The sequence below is a fragment of the Marinomonas sp. GJ51-14 genome (assembly GCF_055808695.1).
The window spans coordinates 554,334-572,147 of the sequence record NZ_CM147879.1 but is presented as its reverse complement, the minus strand read 5'-3'; the positions used below and the strand labels follow the sequence as shown (position 1 = coordinate 572,147).

At 38.7% G+C, this 17,814-nt stretch carries 13 protein-coding genes and 1 tRNA gene; 8 read left to right on the top strand and 6 right to left on the bottom strand.

The features are described 5' to 3' along the window. Nucleotides 1-8 precede the first annotated feature (8 nt). Nucleotides 9-692: an ATP-binding protein gene (locus AC0L3Y_RS02775; protein ID WP_473468479.1), complete on the top strand. Its 684-nt coding sequence runs from the start codon at nucleotides 9-11 to the stop codon at nucleotides 690-692. Between the two features lie 5 nt (nucleotides 693-697). Here the strand turns inward: AC0L3Y_RS02775 and AC0L3Y_RS02770 are convergent, their stop codons facing one another. The 4 genes from AC0L3Y_RS02770 to AC0L3Y_RS02755 form a co-directional block, all read right to left on the bottom strand. Further along, nucleotides 698-1,342 (bottom strand): DsbA family oxidoreductase, encoded by a 645-nt coding sequence (locus AC0L3Y_RS02770; RefSeq protein WP_473468475.1) that lies wholly within the window; start codon nucleotides 1,340-1,342, stop codon nucleotides 698-700. A gap of 115 nt (nucleotides 1,343-1,457) precedes the next feature. Further along, nucleotides 1,458-2,042, bottom strand: coding sequence for a TetR/AcrR family transcriptional regulator (locus tag AC0L3Y_RS02765; RefSeq protein WP_473468472.1), 585 nt, complete (start codon nucleotides 2,040-2,042; stop codon nucleotides 1,458-1,460). Nucleotides 2,043-2,163: 121 nt separating this feature from the next. Continuing rightward, entirely contained in the window at nucleotides 2,164-3,021 is an 858-nt protein-coding gene (yghU, locus tag AC0L3Y_RS02760) for a glutathione-dependent disulfide-bond oxidoreductase (RefSeq protein ID WP_473468470.1), read from the bottom strand. A 167-nt stretch (nucleotides 3,022-3,188) separates the two neighbouring features. Continuing rightward, complete coding sequence (locus AC0L3Y_RS02755) at nucleotides 3,189-3,740, bottom strand: carboxymuconolactone decarboxylase family protein (RefSeq protein ID WP_473468466.1); 552 nt, start codon at nucleotides 3,738-3,740, stop codon at nucleotides 3,189-3,191. Nucleotides 3,741-4,052: 312 nt separating this feature from the next. On the opposite strand from AC0L3Y_RS02755, the gene AC0L3Y_RS02750 reads away from it, so the two are divergent. The 3 genes from AC0L3Y_RS02750 to rep all read left to right on the top strand — a co-directional run bounded on the left by AC0L3Y_RS02750 (nucleotide 4,053) and on the right by rep (nucleotide 8,259). Further along, on the top strand, nucleotides 4,053-4,829 hold the full coding sequence (locus AC0L3Y_RS02750) for a hypothetical protein (RefSeq protein WP_473468464.1): 777 nt from the start codon (nucleotides 4,053-4,055) through the stop codon (nucleotides 4,827-4,829). Between the two features lie 227 nt (nucleotides 4,830-5,056). After that, complete coding sequence (locus AC0L3Y_RS02745; RefSeq protein WP_473468461.1) at nucleotides 5,057-5,980, top strand: bile acid:sodium symporter family protein; 924 nt, start codon at nucleotides 5,057-5,059, stop codon at nucleotides 5,978-5,980. A gap of 230 nt (nucleotides 5,981-6,210) precedes the next feature. Beyond that, nucleotides 6,211-8,259, top strand: coding sequence for a DNA helicase Rep (gene rep / locus AC0L3Y_RS02740; protein WP_473468458.1), 2,049 nt, complete (start codon nucleotides 6,211-6,213; stop codon nucleotides 8,257-8,259). Nucleotides 8,260-8,308: 49 nt separating this feature from the next. Here the strand turns inward: rep and AC0L3Y_RS02735 are convergent, their stop codons facing one another. Continuing rightward, nucleotides 8,309-8,641, bottom strand: a complete 333-nt coding sequence (locus tag AC0L3Y_RS02735) for a c-type cytochrome (protein ID WP_473468454.1) — start codon at nucleotides 8,639-8,641, stop codon at nucleotides 8,309-8,311. Nucleotides 8,642-8,868: 227 nt separating this feature from the next. Here AC0L3Y_RS02735 and AC0L3Y_RS02730 point away from each other — a divergent pair. From AC0L3Y_RS02730 to AC0L3Y_RS02720, 3 genes are all read left to right on the top strand, one after another. Then, nucleotides 8,869-8,945 (top strand) — tRNA-Arg (locus tag AC0L3Y_RS02730). Between the two features lie 315 nt (nucleotides 8,946-9,260). Beyond that, entirely contained in the window at nucleotides 9,261-10,244 is a 984-nt protein-coding gene (locus AC0L3Y_RS02725; protein ID WP_473468451.1) for a tyrosine-type recombinase/integrase, read from the top strand. A 165-nt stretch (nucleotides 10,245-10,409) separates the two neighbouring features. After that, nucleotides 10,410-16,541, top strand: a complete 6,132-nt coding sequence (locus tag AC0L3Y_RS02720) for a P-loop NTPase family protein (protein ID WP_473468448.1) — start codon at nucleotides 10,410-10,412, stop codon at nucleotides 16,539-16,541. Between the two features lie 162 nt (nucleotides 16,542-16,703). On the opposite strand, the gene AC0L3Y_RS02715 is transcribed toward AC0L3Y_RS02720, so the two are convergent. Further along, complete coding sequence (locus AC0L3Y_RS02715; RefSeq protein WP_473468445.1) at nucleotides 16,704-17,225, bottom strand: S24 family peptidase; 522 nt, start codon at nucleotides 17,223-17,225, stop codon at nucleotides 16,704-16,706. Nucleotides 17,226-17,260: 35 nt separating this feature from the next. On the opposite strand from AC0L3Y_RS02715, the gene AC0L3Y_RS02710 reads away from it, so the two are divergent. Beyond that, a complete protein-coding gene (locus AC0L3Y_RS02710) occupies nucleotides 17,261-17,425 on the top strand; it encodes a hypothetical protein (RefSeq protein WP_473468443.1) in 165 nt (54 codons plus the stop codon). Nucleotides 17,426-17,814 lie beyond the last annotated feature (389 nt).

The following is a 17,814-nucleotide window of genomic DNA, read 5'->3' as shown; positions in this document are numbered from 1 at the left end:
ACTTAGTTATGTTTCTTACAGGTGGTGGATCGATTCCTAAGCCAGGCGAAGCATCTTTGGCGCATTGTGGTGTTTTGTTCCTCGATGAACTGCCAGAATTTGATCGTAAGGTTTTAGAAGTATTAAGAGAGCCATTAGAAAACGGAGAAGTACATATTTCTAGAGCGCGTGGACAAGTGACGTTTCCGGCTCGATTTCAGCTAGTTGCTGCCATGAACGCCAGTAATGAAGCTTACACTGGTGGACAAGACTATTATCAATCAAGCGCCAGCCAAAAGTATCTTAAAAAACTATCAGCGCCTTTTTTAGATCGAATCGACTTACATGTGGAAGTGCCACCTTTGCCATCAAATGTCCTAGTAAACGCACAAGAAGAAGGCGAGTGCAGTGCCTATATTCGTCAACGAGTGGAAACGGCGGTAGCAAGGCAAAGAGTACGTCAAGGTGTGCAAAACGCTTTGTTGAGTGGACGGCAGTTAGAAAATATTTGTGCATTAAGCGAAGAAGATAAGCAGTTCATGCAGCAAGCGTTAGAAACCTTAAAGCTCTCTGCTCGAGCTTATCATCGAGTATTAAAAGTGGCATTAACCTTGGCAGATTTAAACGACTCTCCAGTGACTCGTGCCCATTTAATGGAATCATTAAGTTACAGGAAAATGGAGAAGACGCTCGCAATGGTTGCGTCTTCTTAAGATATTTACAGTCCGGCTAATTCTTTCAACACGTCTTTGTAGCTACTTTGTGGGTGAGCACCTGTCATTGCGCTACTGTGGTTGAAAATAACAGTGGGTACGCCCGAAATACCTTGCTGTTGCCAATGAACTTCTTGATTCGCAACATGACTTCGGCGTTCTGAATCATCCAATGCAAGTGCCGCGGCGTCAGAATCTAAACCAACGGTTTTGGCTTCTTCTAATAGAACCTCACGATTTGAGACGTCTTTGTGTTCGGTGAAAAAAGCTGAGAACAAGCGCTGTTTTAGTTCATGCTGCAAACCTTGCTCATGGGCGAAATCTAAGAGTAGATGTGCATCACGAGTGTTCACCATCTTCATTTCTTCAAAGTAATCGAATTTAAAGCCATATTCAGCACCAAAGCCACTGATGTTCGCGCGGGCTTTGTCACTGTCTTCACGTGTCGCGCCATATTTACGTAATACATGAGCACGTAAGTTCTCGCCTTGTGCTGGCATATCTGGATTCAGTTCGAACGGTTGCCATTCGATTTCAACTCTATCTTGCAGGCCTAATTCATCAATGGCGGCTTCTAAATGTTTGTAACCTACGATGCACCATGGGCACACGATATCAGACACAATATCCAGTTTGATTTTATCTTTCATGGTGTTTGTCCTTGTGATGCCCGTTCGGTGCGGGCATTGGTTGTAAGTTGAAATGATGAGTCATAAATTGAAGTGCTAGTCTACAAAGGGAAATGCTAGGCAATACGTTGACGCGTTAACTCAGCCCTGCAAATACATCATCGATCAGCGTTTCAATGGCTTCTAAATTGTTGGTTGCTTGCACATAGGTTTTTAAACCCATGATTTGAATCTGTAAATAACGAGCTAATTCAGCTGGTTTTTTATCTTTGCTGATTTCTCCATTATCGATCGCTTGTTGGAAGATAAGTGCAAAAGAGCTTTCCACACTTTCTAAAATAGCCGTTGCACAGGCAAGTAAATCTGGATTGTCGTCCTGTGTTAGTTCCGCGACACTTTTGACTATCATGCACATGCCACTGGGGACAGTGTCTTTGTTGCACAGCGTCACATTGCGAACAAACCGTTTCAAACCGCCTAGGGCTGTTTCTTCTTGTGCCATACTGTTGGCAAGCTGATCAGCACCTTCTTGTGCATAACGATTGAGTGCTTCTTTAAACAAATTTTCTTTGCTGCCAAAAGCCGCATAAATGCTACCGGGGCGCATATCTATGACGTCTTGCAGGTTTCTCATGGACGTTGCGTGATAGCCTTTTTCCCAATAGAGATTTTTGGCTTTTTCGATCACGTCGTCGCGATTAAATTTTGTTTGTTTACTCATAACTCATTTTTTACTGGTGACTTTTAGCTTGGATAAAATCTTAATAAAGCGTATTTGAAAAATGAAAAACCAAGTAACAGTCAGGTTACTGGCTTTTCACTTTTTCTATTATCATTAGGCTTTATTCTGGTTTCAGTGCTAACACTTTATCAATGTCAGCCGCGCTGTGACGATTTGGAACTTGTTCCCAAGGTTCGCCCCAGCTTCGATTAACAATACGACCACGTTGTACCGCTGGACGGGCTTCGATTGCCTTAGCCCAACGTAAAACATGTGTGTAACCTTCCACTTGAAGGAACTCTTGTGCATCGTAGACGTTACCCAGAACCAGATTGCCATACCAAGGCCAAGTAGCAATGTCGGCAATGCTAAACTCGTCTCCGGCAAGGAATTCATGTTTGGCTAATTGCTTATCTAAAACATCCAATTGGCGTTTGGTTTCCATTGTAAAACGATTGATTGGATACTCAAATTTTTCTGGCGCATAAGCGTAAAAATGCCCAAATCCGCCACCTAAATAAGGCGCTGATCCGTGTAACCAAAATAACCAGTTCATCACTTGTGTGCGTTTAACGCCACTTTCTGGCAACAATGCACCAAATTTTTCAGCAAGATAGACCAGAATAGAAGCAGATTCAAAAATAGGTTCCGCACTGCCATTCGCTTTATCTACAAGTGCTGGAATTTTTGAGTTCGGATTGATCTCTACAAAACCAGATGAAAACTGATCACCTTCACCAATGTTAATAAGAAAAGCATCGTATTCTGCGTCTTTTCCTAATGCTAAAAGCTCTTCCAGCATGATGGTTATTTTCTGGCCATTTGGTGTTGCTAACGAATACAGTTGTAAAGCGTGATCACCAACTGGCAATTTTTTTTCATGGGTCGCACCTGATGTAGGGCGATTTACGCTGGCCCATTTGCCGCCGCTGTCAGCATCATGAGTCCAGATCTTTGGTGGTGTGTATTGGTTTTCCATTATCATCACTCCTAAAGGTGTTGCGTGAGATTATTAGGTTTTATCAAAAAGTTGATGAAGCTAATAAACGAAAACTTGTCTCTTCAATAATAGAAGAGACAAGCTTGTTTCGTGCATTTCTATTCGTGTGTTTTAGAGCTTATTCCTTAGAGCTTATTTTTTAGAACTTATTTCTTAGACCAAGCGAAAGATTCAAACATTGTGTCTACAGGTGTTTTCGCAACATGGTTAACGTAGTTGCTGATTACTTTCTGAGACAGTCCAAGGATGACTTCAAGAACTTGCTGTTGTGCGTAGCCAGCTGCGAAGAATGCTTTTAGATCATCTTCAGAAACATTGCCACGATTGCGAACAATGCTCAATGTGAAATCATGAAGCGCTTGTAGTTTCGCTGTTGGCATTGCTTCACCGTTACGTAAAGCATCCGTTAGTGCCGCATTCACTTTCATTGAGTGAGCAATGGCTGTGTGTGCTGGAACACAGTAATGACAGTCATGTTCAACGTTAATGGTTTGCCATACAACTGTTAACTCTTCTGCGTTAAAAGAAGAATTTGTGAATTGTTCATTTAGAAGGTTATAAGCTTTAAGAGTGCTTGGTGATTCTGACATTGTACCTAAAAGATTAGGGATAGTTCCCATTTGAGCTTTCGCGCCTTCTAGGATTGCTTTGCTGTCTGCTGGAGCTGATTCGATTGTGTGGATTTTGAAGTTTGACATAAAAATTCTCTCTACTTATCTAAGTTGAAATTTGCTCAATCGGAACCTTTGTTCCTTGAAGTTGCGATCACTATAGATTTACTTGAACGATTGTTCAATATTTATTTTGAGCAATCGTTCAATATTGCTTAGAATAACTATTTCTTACACATTTAAGGTTAGGTTACTCAATGGAGTGGTGTAATTAGTGATGCTGTTTTTGCCACTTTACACCAGGGTTTAGAGAAAAAATCTACTATGTTAATTGGTAGACATAGGCAGCTTTTTATATTCGTGATAAAAAGTGCAAAAGGATTTGTTGAGGTGCTATTTGTGATTAAACAGTATTTTATATTTTATTTTCTAATTGTATTTAGTTTTCCTGTCATAGCTGATGAGTATCGCGGATTCGATTTAAAGCTAGGACCTTACCTTTCTTCCTATGATTATAATGAGTCGGGTGATGTTTCGATGGATGGAAAACTTTCAGGGGTTATTGCTCGATATGCTTCCTACTATAATAGTGCTGCCTTATTTACTGATATTACTTATGCGACGAATGACATAGATTATGATGGTGCCGGTAAAATAAAAAATGTTGGAAACGAAATTTATGATTTAAGAAGCATGATAGGCCGATCTTTTTATTTTAATGACTTATATCGTTTTACACCTTATTTAGGGTTGGGGTTACGGCATTCAGTCACAGATTCTAGACAACGAATTTCTTCAACGTCTATTCAAGGTTATAAGAGCAAACAAACCTATTTCTATAATCCAATTGGTATTGAATACCAAGCCTTGAGTCTACATAAGACTTGGTCTGTTGGCTGGAGATTTGAATATGACAGTTTAATTGTTGTTAAAAATACAACTCGATTGGGAGATGATGATGGCTATGAAAAAGTAAAAGTAAGTCAAATAAACGGACATGGTTATCAGCTTTATATCAGTTTCCAACATTTTCTTAATGCTAATGGGGGAGCCATTATTATCGAACCTTTTTATAAATACTGGAAAGTTTCAGGTACAAACGACGACGAATTGCCACAGCACACAGCAAATCACTCCTCTAATGAATGGGGAGTTGCTTTAATCGTTTCATTTTAGAGCAACATAATTCTTATAAATTAGATAAAAACTATTTTAACCCTTTTCATTTCGTTACAATCTTGTTCCCATTTTATAGCTTATGTTTGAGATCTCTTTTCTCATGCGGTTGTTTGCCTAAAACCATCGTCAGTAACCTGTAATGGACTAATAATAATTAATAGACATGTGTATTCGGTTTGGCTGATTGGTGCCAAATTCGAGACGCATAAATGGAGTTTTATATTATGGTTATCCAGCTTTTTCCTGTTTGGGCGCTATTGCTCTCTGTACTTGCTTTTTATCAACCTGATTTATTTGTCGGTCTGAAAACTCAGATCATTCCATTGCTGACCATTATTATGTTGGCAATGGGTTTGACATTAAGTGCTGCCGATTTCAAGAAAGTATTGAAAAGCAGTAAAGCGGTCGGTGTTGGTGTGTTATTGCAATTTATGGTGATGCCTATTGCTGCTTTTGGTGTGGCAATGATGTTTGGTTTTGATACTGAATTAACCGTTGGTATGTTGTTGGTAGGTAGTGTGGCAGGTGGTACCTCTTCCAACGTCATGTGTTACCTAGCGAAAGGCGACACGGCTTTGTCTATTTCGATGACGGCGATTTCAACCTTGCTTGGCGTACTATTAACACCGTTGCTTGTGTCTTTGATGATAGGTAAAAGTGTCGATGTACCTGTTGCTGGTATGTTGATTAGCTTGTTTAAAATTGTGCTGTTACCCGTTGCAGCAGGTGTGGTAATTAATACTTTCTTTTCTAAGTTTGTTCGCAAAGCTGAGCCGATTTTTCCATATGTCTCTATGTTTGCGATTGTGTTGATCATTGCAATTGTTGTTGCGCTAAGTTCTTCTAAATTGGTTGAAGTAGGTTTAATCGTTGCAGCTGCCGTTATTCTTCATAACTCAATTGGTTTGGTTCTAGGCTATTGGGTAACTTACTTATTAGGCTTTGACGCAAAAATTTGCCGTACTATTGCCTTTGAAGTAGGTTTGCAAAACTCAGGATTGGCTGCGGCATTAGCAGTGAAATTCTTTACGCCAGCGGCGGCGTTGCCGGGCACTATTTTCAGTGTTTGGCACAACATTTCAGGTTCTTTGTTGGCAAGTTACTGGAGCCGTCGTCCAGTTACTAAAAAAATGCCAGAAGAGTTATAAAGACGTTTTAAAAACGATAGGCAAATAATCGGGTGAAGAGTCATTTGCAAAGATGATAAGCCACCGAATAAAATTTGTTGTTACCAAAAGGGATGCCTGAAGAGGCGTCCCTTTTTTGCTTCTGATCTTTAGAAGGAACATTCGTACCTTTCCTAGTCGATTCAATGTCGGTTACACTTAGACTCGATTTTTCAATTACCTTTTTAATTGTCCACTGAGCCTAAGCTGTCATGAGTGAGTCCTTACCTTCCATATCTCATCGTCTAAAAACATTGAACGAGCGTCAGCTTGATGCCGTTAAACAGATTGACGGACCTTTGCTTGTATTGGCAGGCGCAGGCTCAGGAAAAACCAGTGTAATCACGACAAAAATCGCTTATTTAATTCAAACTTGTGGCTTTAAAGCCAGCAGTATTATCGCGGTAACCTTTACCAATAAAGCTGCGCGAGAAATGAAAGAGCGCGTTGTTGGTATGCTTTCTAAACAAGAAAGCCGAGGTTTAAGTATTTCCACCTTCCATAATCTAGGCTTACGAATTCTGCGCAAAGAATATCGTCGAGTTGGCCTTAAAGAAGGTTTTACCTTATTTGATTCACAAGATTCTCTTAGCCTTATTAAAGAAATTTTAGACAAAGAATTTAATGGTCAAATGGACTCAGCCGCTTATTGCCAAAATACTGTATCCAATTGGAAGAATGACCTAACGACACCGCAAGAAGCGATAACTAATGCGGACACTGAGGAATACCTCCTAGCGGCACAAGTTTACGCTCAGTATCAGCGTTATTTGAGAGCCTACAATGCGGTTGATTTTGACGATCTTATTCTCTTGCCTGTTAGTGTATTAATGGCCGATGAAGAACTGCGCGATCGCTGGCAGAAAAAAGTCCGCTATTTGTTGGTGGATGAGTGCCAAGATACCAACGGTAGCCAATATGAATTGATTCGTTTACTGGCAGGCTATCGTCGTTGCTTCACCTTGGTAGGTGACGATGACCAATCTATCTATGCTTGGCGAGGTGCTCGTCCTGAAAATTTAGAACGTCTCTCTGTTGATTATCCTTCGCTTAAATTGGTCAAGCTTGAGCAGAACTATCGCTCGACCAAAACTATCTTGAAAGCCGCAAACACATTGATTGCCAATAACCCTCACGTTTATGACAAGGCGCTATGGAGTGATCTTGGCGTGGGCGATCCCATTCGAGTCATGGTAACCCGAAATGAAGATTCAGAATCAGAGCGTGTCGCCGCTGAAATCCAATCTCGCCACCTTCGACACGATATTCCTTATCGTGATTTTGCGATCTTATACCGTGGTAACCATCAAGCGCGATTACTGGAAATTAAACTACAAGCCTATCGCGTGCCTTATAAAATGAATGGTGGCACCTCGTTTTTCTCCCGTGCTGAAATTAAAGACCTCATGGGTTATTTACGTCTCCTTGTTAACCCTGCGGATGATAATGCATTTTTACGAGTTGTGAATTTGCCTAGGCGCGAAATTGGGCCTGCGACTTTAGAAAAAGTCGGTAACCTTGCGACTGCGCATGGTGTCAGCTTGTTTGAAGCGTCGGGTTACAAAGAAATTGAAGATGAGATTAGTGGGCGTTCTCTTAAAAGCCTGCAGGAATTTGAGCGTTGGATGTCGACTCTACGCAAACGTCTTGAAGGTGCTTCACCCGTTCCCGTCATTGAACAAATGATTCATGACATGGATTATTACGGCTGGATTCAAGAACAAAGCTCTTCAAGCAAAGCTGCTGAACGTCGTATTGAAAACGTGCGCTTCTTGCTGGAATCCATTCAACGCATGATGGAAACCGCTTGGGAAGAAGACGAAACTGCTGGATTGGATCAAGCGATCAGTAAACTCTTGTTGATCGATATGTTAGAACGTCAAGAAGAAGAGGAAGACGAAGATAAGGTCCAGTTGCTGACCCTTCATGCGTCAAAAGGCTTGGAATACCCACACGTTTTCCTCATAGGTTGTGAAGAAGAACTATTGCCTCATCGTAACAGCATAGAAAACGATGATATCGAAGAAGAACGTCGTCTTGCTTATGTGGGTATCACCCGCGCTAAAAAAACCTTATGCATCACCTTGGCGGCAAAACGCCGACAATACGGTGAAGAAATCGATTGTTTACCAAGTCGATTCCTAGATGAACTACCAGAAGAAGATCTTGTTTGGGAAGGTCGTGCCGATGAAGGTGAAGTCGCTAAAAAAGAACGTGGGCAAGCGTCTTTGTCAGCCCTAAAAGCCATGCTAAATGACTAAATTCCGGCTTGGATAAGGCATAATCTCATAAAAGACAAAGCTAGGAGAGTTAGTCTTGGCTGTTATCTATTATGTATTGGATCGTGTTTTGTATTTCTTTGTCGCTACAATCGAAGCACAAGCCTTTTGGCGGCATAGCATTTATGCCATTCGTCACATTGGTTAATAATGTTGCCATTCCTTTCTCTATATGTGGTTGCCAATCAGCGTTATTACCAAATATCGGTGCACCAGCAACACCACTCATGTGGCAAGTAATACAGTAGGTATTAAAAATTTTATCGCCTGAACGTTCTGCGAAAGCCAAATTACTTAAGCCTATAAAGCAAAAAGCAAAAAGATAAATAGCTACTCGACTGACATTAACTTGTGGGAATCGCATAACGAAACAGTCCTTATGGAAGTAAAGGCTTAAAAAATCAAAAACAAATTATCCTCGACTTCATCAACAAGGTAAATGCCACAAGCCGATATAAAAATACTGGTTATCTGACTCTTTCTGTCATTAAGCACTGGAATCCTGTGCGTATTCCATTAGAATACGCACTTCAATTCTTACTTGGCTTTGTTGTTCATTGATAGAACTACAATATATTTAGCCACAGTCATGCGCCCGTAGCTCAGCTGGATAGAGCGTCGCCCTCCGGAGGCGAAGGTCGAAGGTTCAAATCCTTTCGGGCGTACCATTTTGATAATGATCACTAACTCTGTAATCCTTGTATTTACTGGTTTCATAAGAAAATAAGCTTCATTTTTCTTTGGATCTATACAACACGTTTTTTCTTCATGGGACAAAATTGGGACACCTCCTAAAAAACTTTTTATGAGGGCTCTTTCATGCGTCTAAATTTCGTCTTTCAAAAAAATGAACTGTTTTGTCTAAAAACGGTTCATCGATTCCATTTCCTAATTTCTTCATGCTTACCTCAAGACAAGATATGTCTAAGAGGGGTTGTGCATTTAGAGCTTCTTCTCTTAGCTATGAAAGAGGAATTTTAGTTATGGCGACAATAACAAAAAGAAACGATAAGCAGTGGCAAGCTAAAGTCAGAAAGAAGGGCTTTTCAACGGTTTCAAAAACATTTCCCACCAAGGCAGCCGCTCAACGCTGGGCTAGAGAAGTTGAGTCTGAGATGGATAAAGGGAGCTATGTTTCCTTATCTGTAGCAGAGACAACAACACTAAATAGCATTTTTGAGCGATACTTGGATGAAGAAGTGCCGAAGAAAAAATCGATTGCTGATCATAACTCCAGAATTAAACGTTTAAATGTAGAATTCGGTCATCTTTTCTTAATTGCGCTAACACCAGCCATGGTAAGAGAGTTCAGAGACGAGCGACTTGAGTACGTAAAAGGCGATACAGTACGAAAGGATATTTCATTACTGGGACGTATCTTAAAATTAGCGATTACTGAATGGGATATACATTTACCGCGAGGAAATCCTGTAGATTCAGTGAAGCTGCCGCCGAAAGGAAGTTCAAGAAATCGTAGGCTTATTAATGACGAAGAAACTGTGCTTTTAGAAAACGCTCGTAGGTACGGTGGATTTATTGAATCAATTATAAAGCTTGCTCTTGAGACTGGTGCAAGACGTGGAGAAATTCAACGCTTGCGTTGGGAAAATATAGATCTTAAAAAATCTACAGCTTTTCTGATCGACACAAAAAACGGTGAAGACAGAGAAATTCCACTTTCAAATGCAGCTCTAAACGTCTTGTTAAGGCTGCCGAGAAATCTCAATGGTCGCGTCTTTGATATACAAGCAGACTCAATAACTAAAGCATTTCGTCGTGTCTGTGACCAAGCCAGTATCAAAGACTTATGGTTTCATGACCTTCGCCATGAAGCGACCTCACGCTTTTTTGAGAAGGGGTTAGATATCATGGAAGTGAGCTCTATAACGGGTCACAAAGACCTGAGAATGCTGCGTAACTACACTCATTTGAAAGCTGAAAATTTAGTTGAAAAGATTAATTTTTAGATATTCATCTAATGTGTTTATTCGTAAAAAGTTCCTTAAGTTCACCATTTTGTTACATTTCATTGATGAGCATGTGAGTGAATGACTTAAATATCTTATCTTACTCTTCTGGCAACACTGTGATAAAACTATTCTAGTAGGTCAAATAATCAAAGGAATGCCTAGATGACAAAGCGTACGAATTCTGGAGATGGTGAACGCACAGCGATGTTAGGCTATGTACCACAGTATGAAATAGCGGCAGGTTTAATTTATGAAGCATTACTCAATGGAAGTTTAGAGTGGTTTCGAGTCGCAGATCCAGAGGCTGGAAGTGTGGATGATATATTGATAGCGACTACGGGTAGGCTTGATGCCTATCAAGTAAAGTGGGCCGAATATACTACCTCGATTAGCTATAGCGATTTTGTACGAGATAGCAAAACTAAAGCTGGAATTAAGAAGTCTAGCCTTTATGGACAGCTTACTGAAGGATGGTTACATCTTACCGAAAGCCATAAACAAAGACTGGTAAAAGTTCATCTACTTCACAAACTAGTTCCTAGCTCAAACACTACAGCTGAAATCCCTATTGGGGAAATTAAACCCCAGCATGCTCACTTCCAATCCTTTCTAAAAGATTGTTGGTTTGATAGGTCATGGTGTCAATCCAGTCTCGATGTAGCCCCCGAGTGTTGGAAAGGTACATTGTTAGATCTAAAGAGCAAATCGAAACTCAATGATGATGATTTTTTAAGCTTTATTTATTCTTGTGAACTTGAGTTTAATTATAAACGACCTAGTGAAATCCCTATTACAAATAAAGGGCAAGCAAGAAGACAAAGCGATATTGAAAAAATATATAACCTCTTGACAAAAATGGCTGGAGGCGAACAACGTATTATTGAAATGTCTAAAGATGCAATGTTAGATAAATTGTTATGGAGTCATAAATTTCAACATAAATTTGTCCATGAGTTTCCTATTGATCGGACATATAAAAAAAATGAAGCGACTGTTGATGCTATATCTAATGCTCTATCTCAAAAAAAGAAGGGTTATATTGCTCTGCTTGGAGGCCCAGGGTCAGGAAAGTCGACAACTCTTACTCACACTTTAAAATATAAAGCTGGCTATAAGCTAATTAGGTATTACGCGTATGTGCCTGATAGTACATATCAAGGGCGTGGAGAAGCTAATACATTTCTTCATGACATTACGTTATCACTGAGAAATCATGGTTTCCGTGGAGAAAGTTCGGGACAACCTGAATCAAGAGAGGAATACCTGTCTTTGCTAGGGGAACAATTTCAGCAAGCTCATGATAAGTGGAAAAGTGATGACGTAACTACCATTATTATGGTGGACGGATTAGATCATATTCAACGTGAACAGAACCCTCAACATAGTTTATTGTCAGATTTACCCCTGCCTAACACTATACCTGATGGTGTGATATTTATTTTAGGAACGCAGACACTTGAATTAAATGACCTTTCTCCTGCAATCAAAGATCATATTAAGCGAGAAAATGGTGCTATCTATATTTCTTCTTTAACTAAATCGAACGTCTATGCAATCATTGAAGAATGGCCAGATTGCCCAAATTTAACGGATTATAATAAGAAAGAAATTTTCGAAAAGTCGTTAGGTCATCCACTATATTTGATTTATTTTTTGCAGTTTATTGTTGGGAACCCCGAAAAATCTTCAGATGAGTTGATTAATTATTTTCCAGCATATGAAGGGCACATTGAACAAAACTATTCGATCTATTGGCCTCAAATGGAGGCTAACCATGACCTTGCTGAGCTACTTGCTTTGTTATCTAGAGTGCGAGTACCAATAAACACTAAAGCTCTTGCTAAGTGGGCTGATGATTCAATAATACGTCAATTTATATTTAGTGCTGCTCACTATTTTAAAAAAGATACTGATGGTAACTGGCGTTTTTTTCATAATAGTTTCAGACAATTTATTCTAGATAAAACTAGTCGTAACTTGTTTGGGGATTTAGATGAATCTAAAAATATAGATTACCATAAAAAATTAGCTGATTATTGTCAGGCGTTGCCTGCTTCTGATCCAATGCATGCAGAAGTGATTTTCCACCTTTTCAAAGCGGAAAAATTTGAAAGTGTTATTGAAGTAGGACAACAAAAATATTTCAGAGAACAATTTACAGACTTACGAAACCTCTCAAATATAACTGATGATATTGATTGTGTTCTATTGTCGGCTAAGGAGGTAAATGACCCTCTCGCGGTAATTAGATGTATTTTAATTGAATCCGAACTTAAAGAAAGAAATGATGCCCTTAGCCAAATAGATATGCTTAAACTTTTATTCCATTCTGAAGGCGTTGATTCAGCTTTCAGGTATATTTTCGATGGTGAGTCTTTATTGGTAAGTGACCATAATGCGCTCGTTTTTTCCAAACTTCTTACTGTAAATGGTTTTTTAAGCGAAGCGAAAATAATTTTTGATGCAGCTGAGCCATTAGGTTATTTATCGGGTAGTGATGAAGTTAATTATCATAATGATGGTGATACAGAATTAGAAAATTGGATAGATGTCGCTCATAATTTTATCTCCTTAGATACTGTGATATCGACGATATTGCAAACTAGATATGAAAATGATGAACATGAAGAGAGAGATAGTGAAGAATTACATTACCGATTAATAAATAAACTGATTAATAGTATTTATGAGACGAAAATAGAATCAAAAATTGAAGATCTTTTCTTTTTCTTATCAAGGGAAGAGAAGCTATTTGATCACTACTTATATTTATGTTTTTCAATAGGTATTTATCAATTTCCATTGTCTCTAAAGAGTAGTGCATTTCAAGTTGTTATAGAGTGGTCTGAAAAGGATGCCTTAGACACTATAGATAAGTTAATAATTGCGGAGTTGAATTACAAAACTAATGGAAATATAAAGGAAAGTGAAAAGTGGCTCAAAGAAGTAGAGCAACCACAATTATACAAGAGTGCTCATCAACAATGGAGCAATTTAAGTCCTTTTGAGTATAGGATTCGACTTAATAGACTGTTGGCAGCATTAGGCAAGAACCTTGATCCAATAGACCTAATTCCAAATAGTGGTAACCCAAAGCATACCGGAGTCGTTTTATTTGAACGTGGATTAGTCAGGTTCTCTAGTATTTGGGGAAAAAGTTGGACTGGAGAGGTGTTAGATCCGAATTTCATCGTTAATGAAATAAAACCACTATTTGAACTGTTTCGAAAGCCATATAACCAAACGAAAAGTTGGTCTGGGTGGTATGAGTTTGAAACTGCGGCAGTAGACTTTTTTAAATTTACTATTAAGGCCACATCACAGCATGGGGACAAATGTGTGTTGGCTCTTTCTGACGCTTTTAGAAACGACTGGAGTAAACGATATTGGCCTACTGCATGGAGACGAGAAATTGCTTTTGCTTTGTATGACGAAGGCGGTAGCCGAGATGAGTTAGTTAGTGTTTTAGAAGAGGTTGAGCAAGAAGTCCCCATGTTCGATGATATACATTCAAAAATAACCGAATACTATGAGCTTTCAATAATTTGGTCAAAAATTAGTGAATTTGATAGGTCATCAAGTTTAGTGCCTAGAATTTTCAAAGAGTCTTTTGGCATATACCATAGAAAAGATAGACAGTTTTCTCATTGGGTATCGTGGTTGGACAAGTTGGTTGAACAACACCCTGATTTAGCCTTTGATGAAATTCGTCGTTTTTCTTTTGCATTAATAAGCTTGGAACAGTCTGGTAATGGACGCGGGACTCAGGAAGCAGGAAGAGATCTTATAGCTATTGCTACACGTTGGGATATTCAACATGGTTTAAAGCTGCTCAAGTGGCTCTTTAAGCATAAAGGACTACACTACGCTTCTGGTTTAACTGGATTCCTCACTGGAATGCTCAACCGTCCAGAGCCTCCTGTTATAGATATATCTATAATAGCTCGCACGTTATTGCTTCCTTTTGAAGAATACAATCCCTCGAGTTTGGCTAAGCAGCTTACAGCGCAAATTTACAATTCTAATGATGACAACTCAGAAGAGCAGATAGAAAAATTAATTACAACTATCAGAACGCACCTTCTTCCTTCCAATAGATATGAATGGCTTGAAGGTATTGCCCTTGCCACAAGGGAAGCTGGACGAGATAACGCACAGTATGCCGATTTTGCTATCTCTACATCACGAGAAAAGCCTGCCACTAGCGACCCTAAGCTGACATTAAAGACTGGAGAGAAAATTACAGAAGACGAATCGCAACTAAGAATATCTTCAGTAACACACTTATTTGATCTACTTTCTATGGTGGAATCTGTTGACTATTGTCGATGGGAAAATTTGGTTCAACCATTTTTAAAAGACATGGACTTATCTCAATTGGAGGAGCTTCAAACCCTACTAAAGCCTTTTAATCCAGATAATAATGTCACTTCTCTAATTGCTTGTGAACTTTCTAAAAGAGGAGAAACAACCAAAGCAAATAGTTTATTTGAAGCTATGATTGGTAGATCAGAAGCTAAAGGGTGGGATTTACATTGGGATGGAGGTTCAAAGCAGTCAATATTTACAGCTTTAGTCGAGATAGATGGTAAACAGTGGCGGCCTACAGCACTGGCTTGTTTAGTTGATGACTATATAAGTGAATTTAGGTATCCCAGTAATTTAATTTGGAATCTAGAAGAAATAGTTAATATCCTTTTTGAAGATGCAGATGTATTGCCTATTTGGAAAGAAATAACTGATCATGTATATCGGTTAGATGATTTTAATATTACTTACGAGCAGTACCCAGAATTACCTGATCAAACAGAGACATTATCAGATTCCAGTTTTCTCATCCAATTTGCATTCGAAATGCTTGATGAGCATATACCAGAGTTGGCTCATATGGCTCACCAGTCTATTTTAGAGTTCGCACACACACAGAGCAATTGGCCGAGAATTTATACAGAAATTCTTATTAGATTAAATGAGTTTGGGTTTACACAAATAAAAGTAATTTCTTTGCTATTAAGTCTTGTAGAAAACTATGAGGATTTTGTTATTCAGTTTGAGACTGAAATATCTTCACTATGTGCATCGGAAGACTTTTGTATTCGAATGATGGCATTGAAATTGGCAGATGAATTATCAATCCAAGAATCACATCCGCCAGATAACCGTTCAAAATTATTACTGGTGTATGAGTTAGAAGTACCAAAAATAAGGAATAGAGAAGAAGCTGCTCCTATGTCAGCTTTACGGGCTGGTGAGACACTACCAGATTGTGATGACCCTATAGAACTTCTGAGACCTTTGCAGTTGGAAATGGAGCTCTTGTCAGATATGTCTGGTATACCATTTGAAAATATAGTTTATAGGGCTTCGCAACTAATGAAAACATTAGTGCCTGAGACCGAGTGGAATAAGGAATCAGAAGAAAGCTACAGGGAATGGATGGAAGGAATCGATCTTAAGTTAACTTATAATCGGTTACGACCGCATGTAGCTAAGCTAGCTTTCTCACATGTTGTATGTGAATTACTAGATGCTGGGCGACTACCTTATCAAGGAGTCGGCCTTCTTAATATGATATTAAAAACGAGTGATGGTCTTCTTCTTTCACTTAAGCCTTCAATTTGTCCAGAATATATCATGATTCCAAAAGTGAGTGAGTTAGATATGGCTCGTAATCATGAGTGGATCTATGATATTGGACGAACGGATTTATTGCTTGTTGATAGTATTGAAGCAGGGAAAGAGGTTGTAGGCGAGCTGACAAAATGGAGTTGGCTAGATTGGAAGGTACCAACAGAGATTCGAATGTCTACTATTTGTCATCCAGAATTGAATACTGACACAGAGATTGAGTATCCTTCCGCACTGTTTCCAAGTATCAGATATTGGTCGGCAGAAGATTATCCCTATATTGATAATACGGATGAACCTTCCTTGGTCATTTATGGTTCAGGAGCCCATGTTAGTTACGGTGGTGTAGCGTGGTTAGCTTTAAATCCAAAGATTGCTTTTTTTCTAGGATGGACATTCTCTCAAAGTGGTTTGTTTCGCTGGGTTGATGAGAATGGCGATATCATGGTTGAAAGCATTTATTGGAAAGATGGCCCTATCGCCCGCATACCTCCTAAAAGGGACGATATATGCTCCAATGGATGGTTAGTTGTTGCATCGGAAGAAGCTATTAGACAAATCAGAGAAATAATAGGAGATGTTCTCAAAGTTAATGTTGTTGCTCGTAGCTATGGTATTGAAGGTGATAAAAGATCGAACTCTATCCAAGAGCGAGTGAAATGGTGAAACATTAACTTTAATATCATCTATGATCGTTAAATAAGAATATAAAAAGTATATTTATAGCCTATTACTCGACTGTTGAGTAATAGGCTTAATTTTTTCTATCTTACGTTCAAACGAAAAACTTAATAAAAGTGGTAATTAGATCTATATTTTCAAAGTCATCTAAATAATTGTTTTAATTACTGATCCAAGCACCTTTCCAAGTACTCGAATAGACTGATTAAGTTCATCTTTATTTAGTGTCTCATCATCGTATTGTTCAGAGTCACTGCATACTTTAATCTGTGCACCAGTTAAATTGGGTTTTAAGCGCCTTATAGTAACTTCTGTACTAGTTTCAACGACAAATAGACCTGTGGACAAAATTGCTCTGCTAGCCACTTTAGAAACCAAAACCACTTCCCCCGAATTAATAGTGGGCTGCATTGTGTTGTCTGAGACTTCAAATCCAAAAATCTGACTGAGCTCTTGCTCTGTTAGACCTTTAGGTAAAAAACGTTCAGGTAGCATCATATAAGCTACTGGCTTGGCTTTGTTCCATGTTTTGGCATTTGCTGAATATATTTGAATAGTCACCATATCTGAGTCACTACTTTCTACTTTAATCAGTCTGCTTAAACCTTCAACTCCAAGTGCTATTTGAGTCTCCTTGGGTAGTGAACTTGCATGATATTCAAAATTCACACCTTTTAACCCCGTTATATGTTGGTTATTCTAGAGTGCATGGTGAATATCACTATTGGCGTGATGTTGCTACAGGTGCAGCGATAGCAGTCGGAGTGCAGTATGCAATAACAGAAATGGGAATGAGTGCTAGAAACTTTTTTATCACTCCTGTCGTCACAGATGATCAATTTAGCTTGTATGCATCTTTACGCTATTAGCGACTAAATAAATAATACTTTTGATGTGAGTTAGAAAAAAGGCTTGTCTGAAATAATAGACAAGCCTTTTTTACTTTAGTGTGGGGGGGCAAAAAAAAGGTGTTTTTTTCTTTTCTTTTGATTTCAAAAAAGCATCTCTTTTTTTCCCGCTTCGCGAAAGATCCAGAAATGTTTTTGTTTTAATGTTTTGGTGAGGTTTTTCTTGTTTTTTAAATTTTTTATGGGGTGTTTTTTTAAGAGGTCTCTTTGCTTTCAAACCCAGAAATTAGTTAAAGGGTAGCATACAATAATGTAAGAATTATGGATTAATTAATTAAATATATATAAAGAAGTAGTTATGTTTATTTATAATTTTCGTATTTTTAAAAAATAAAATTTATTTTTTAAAA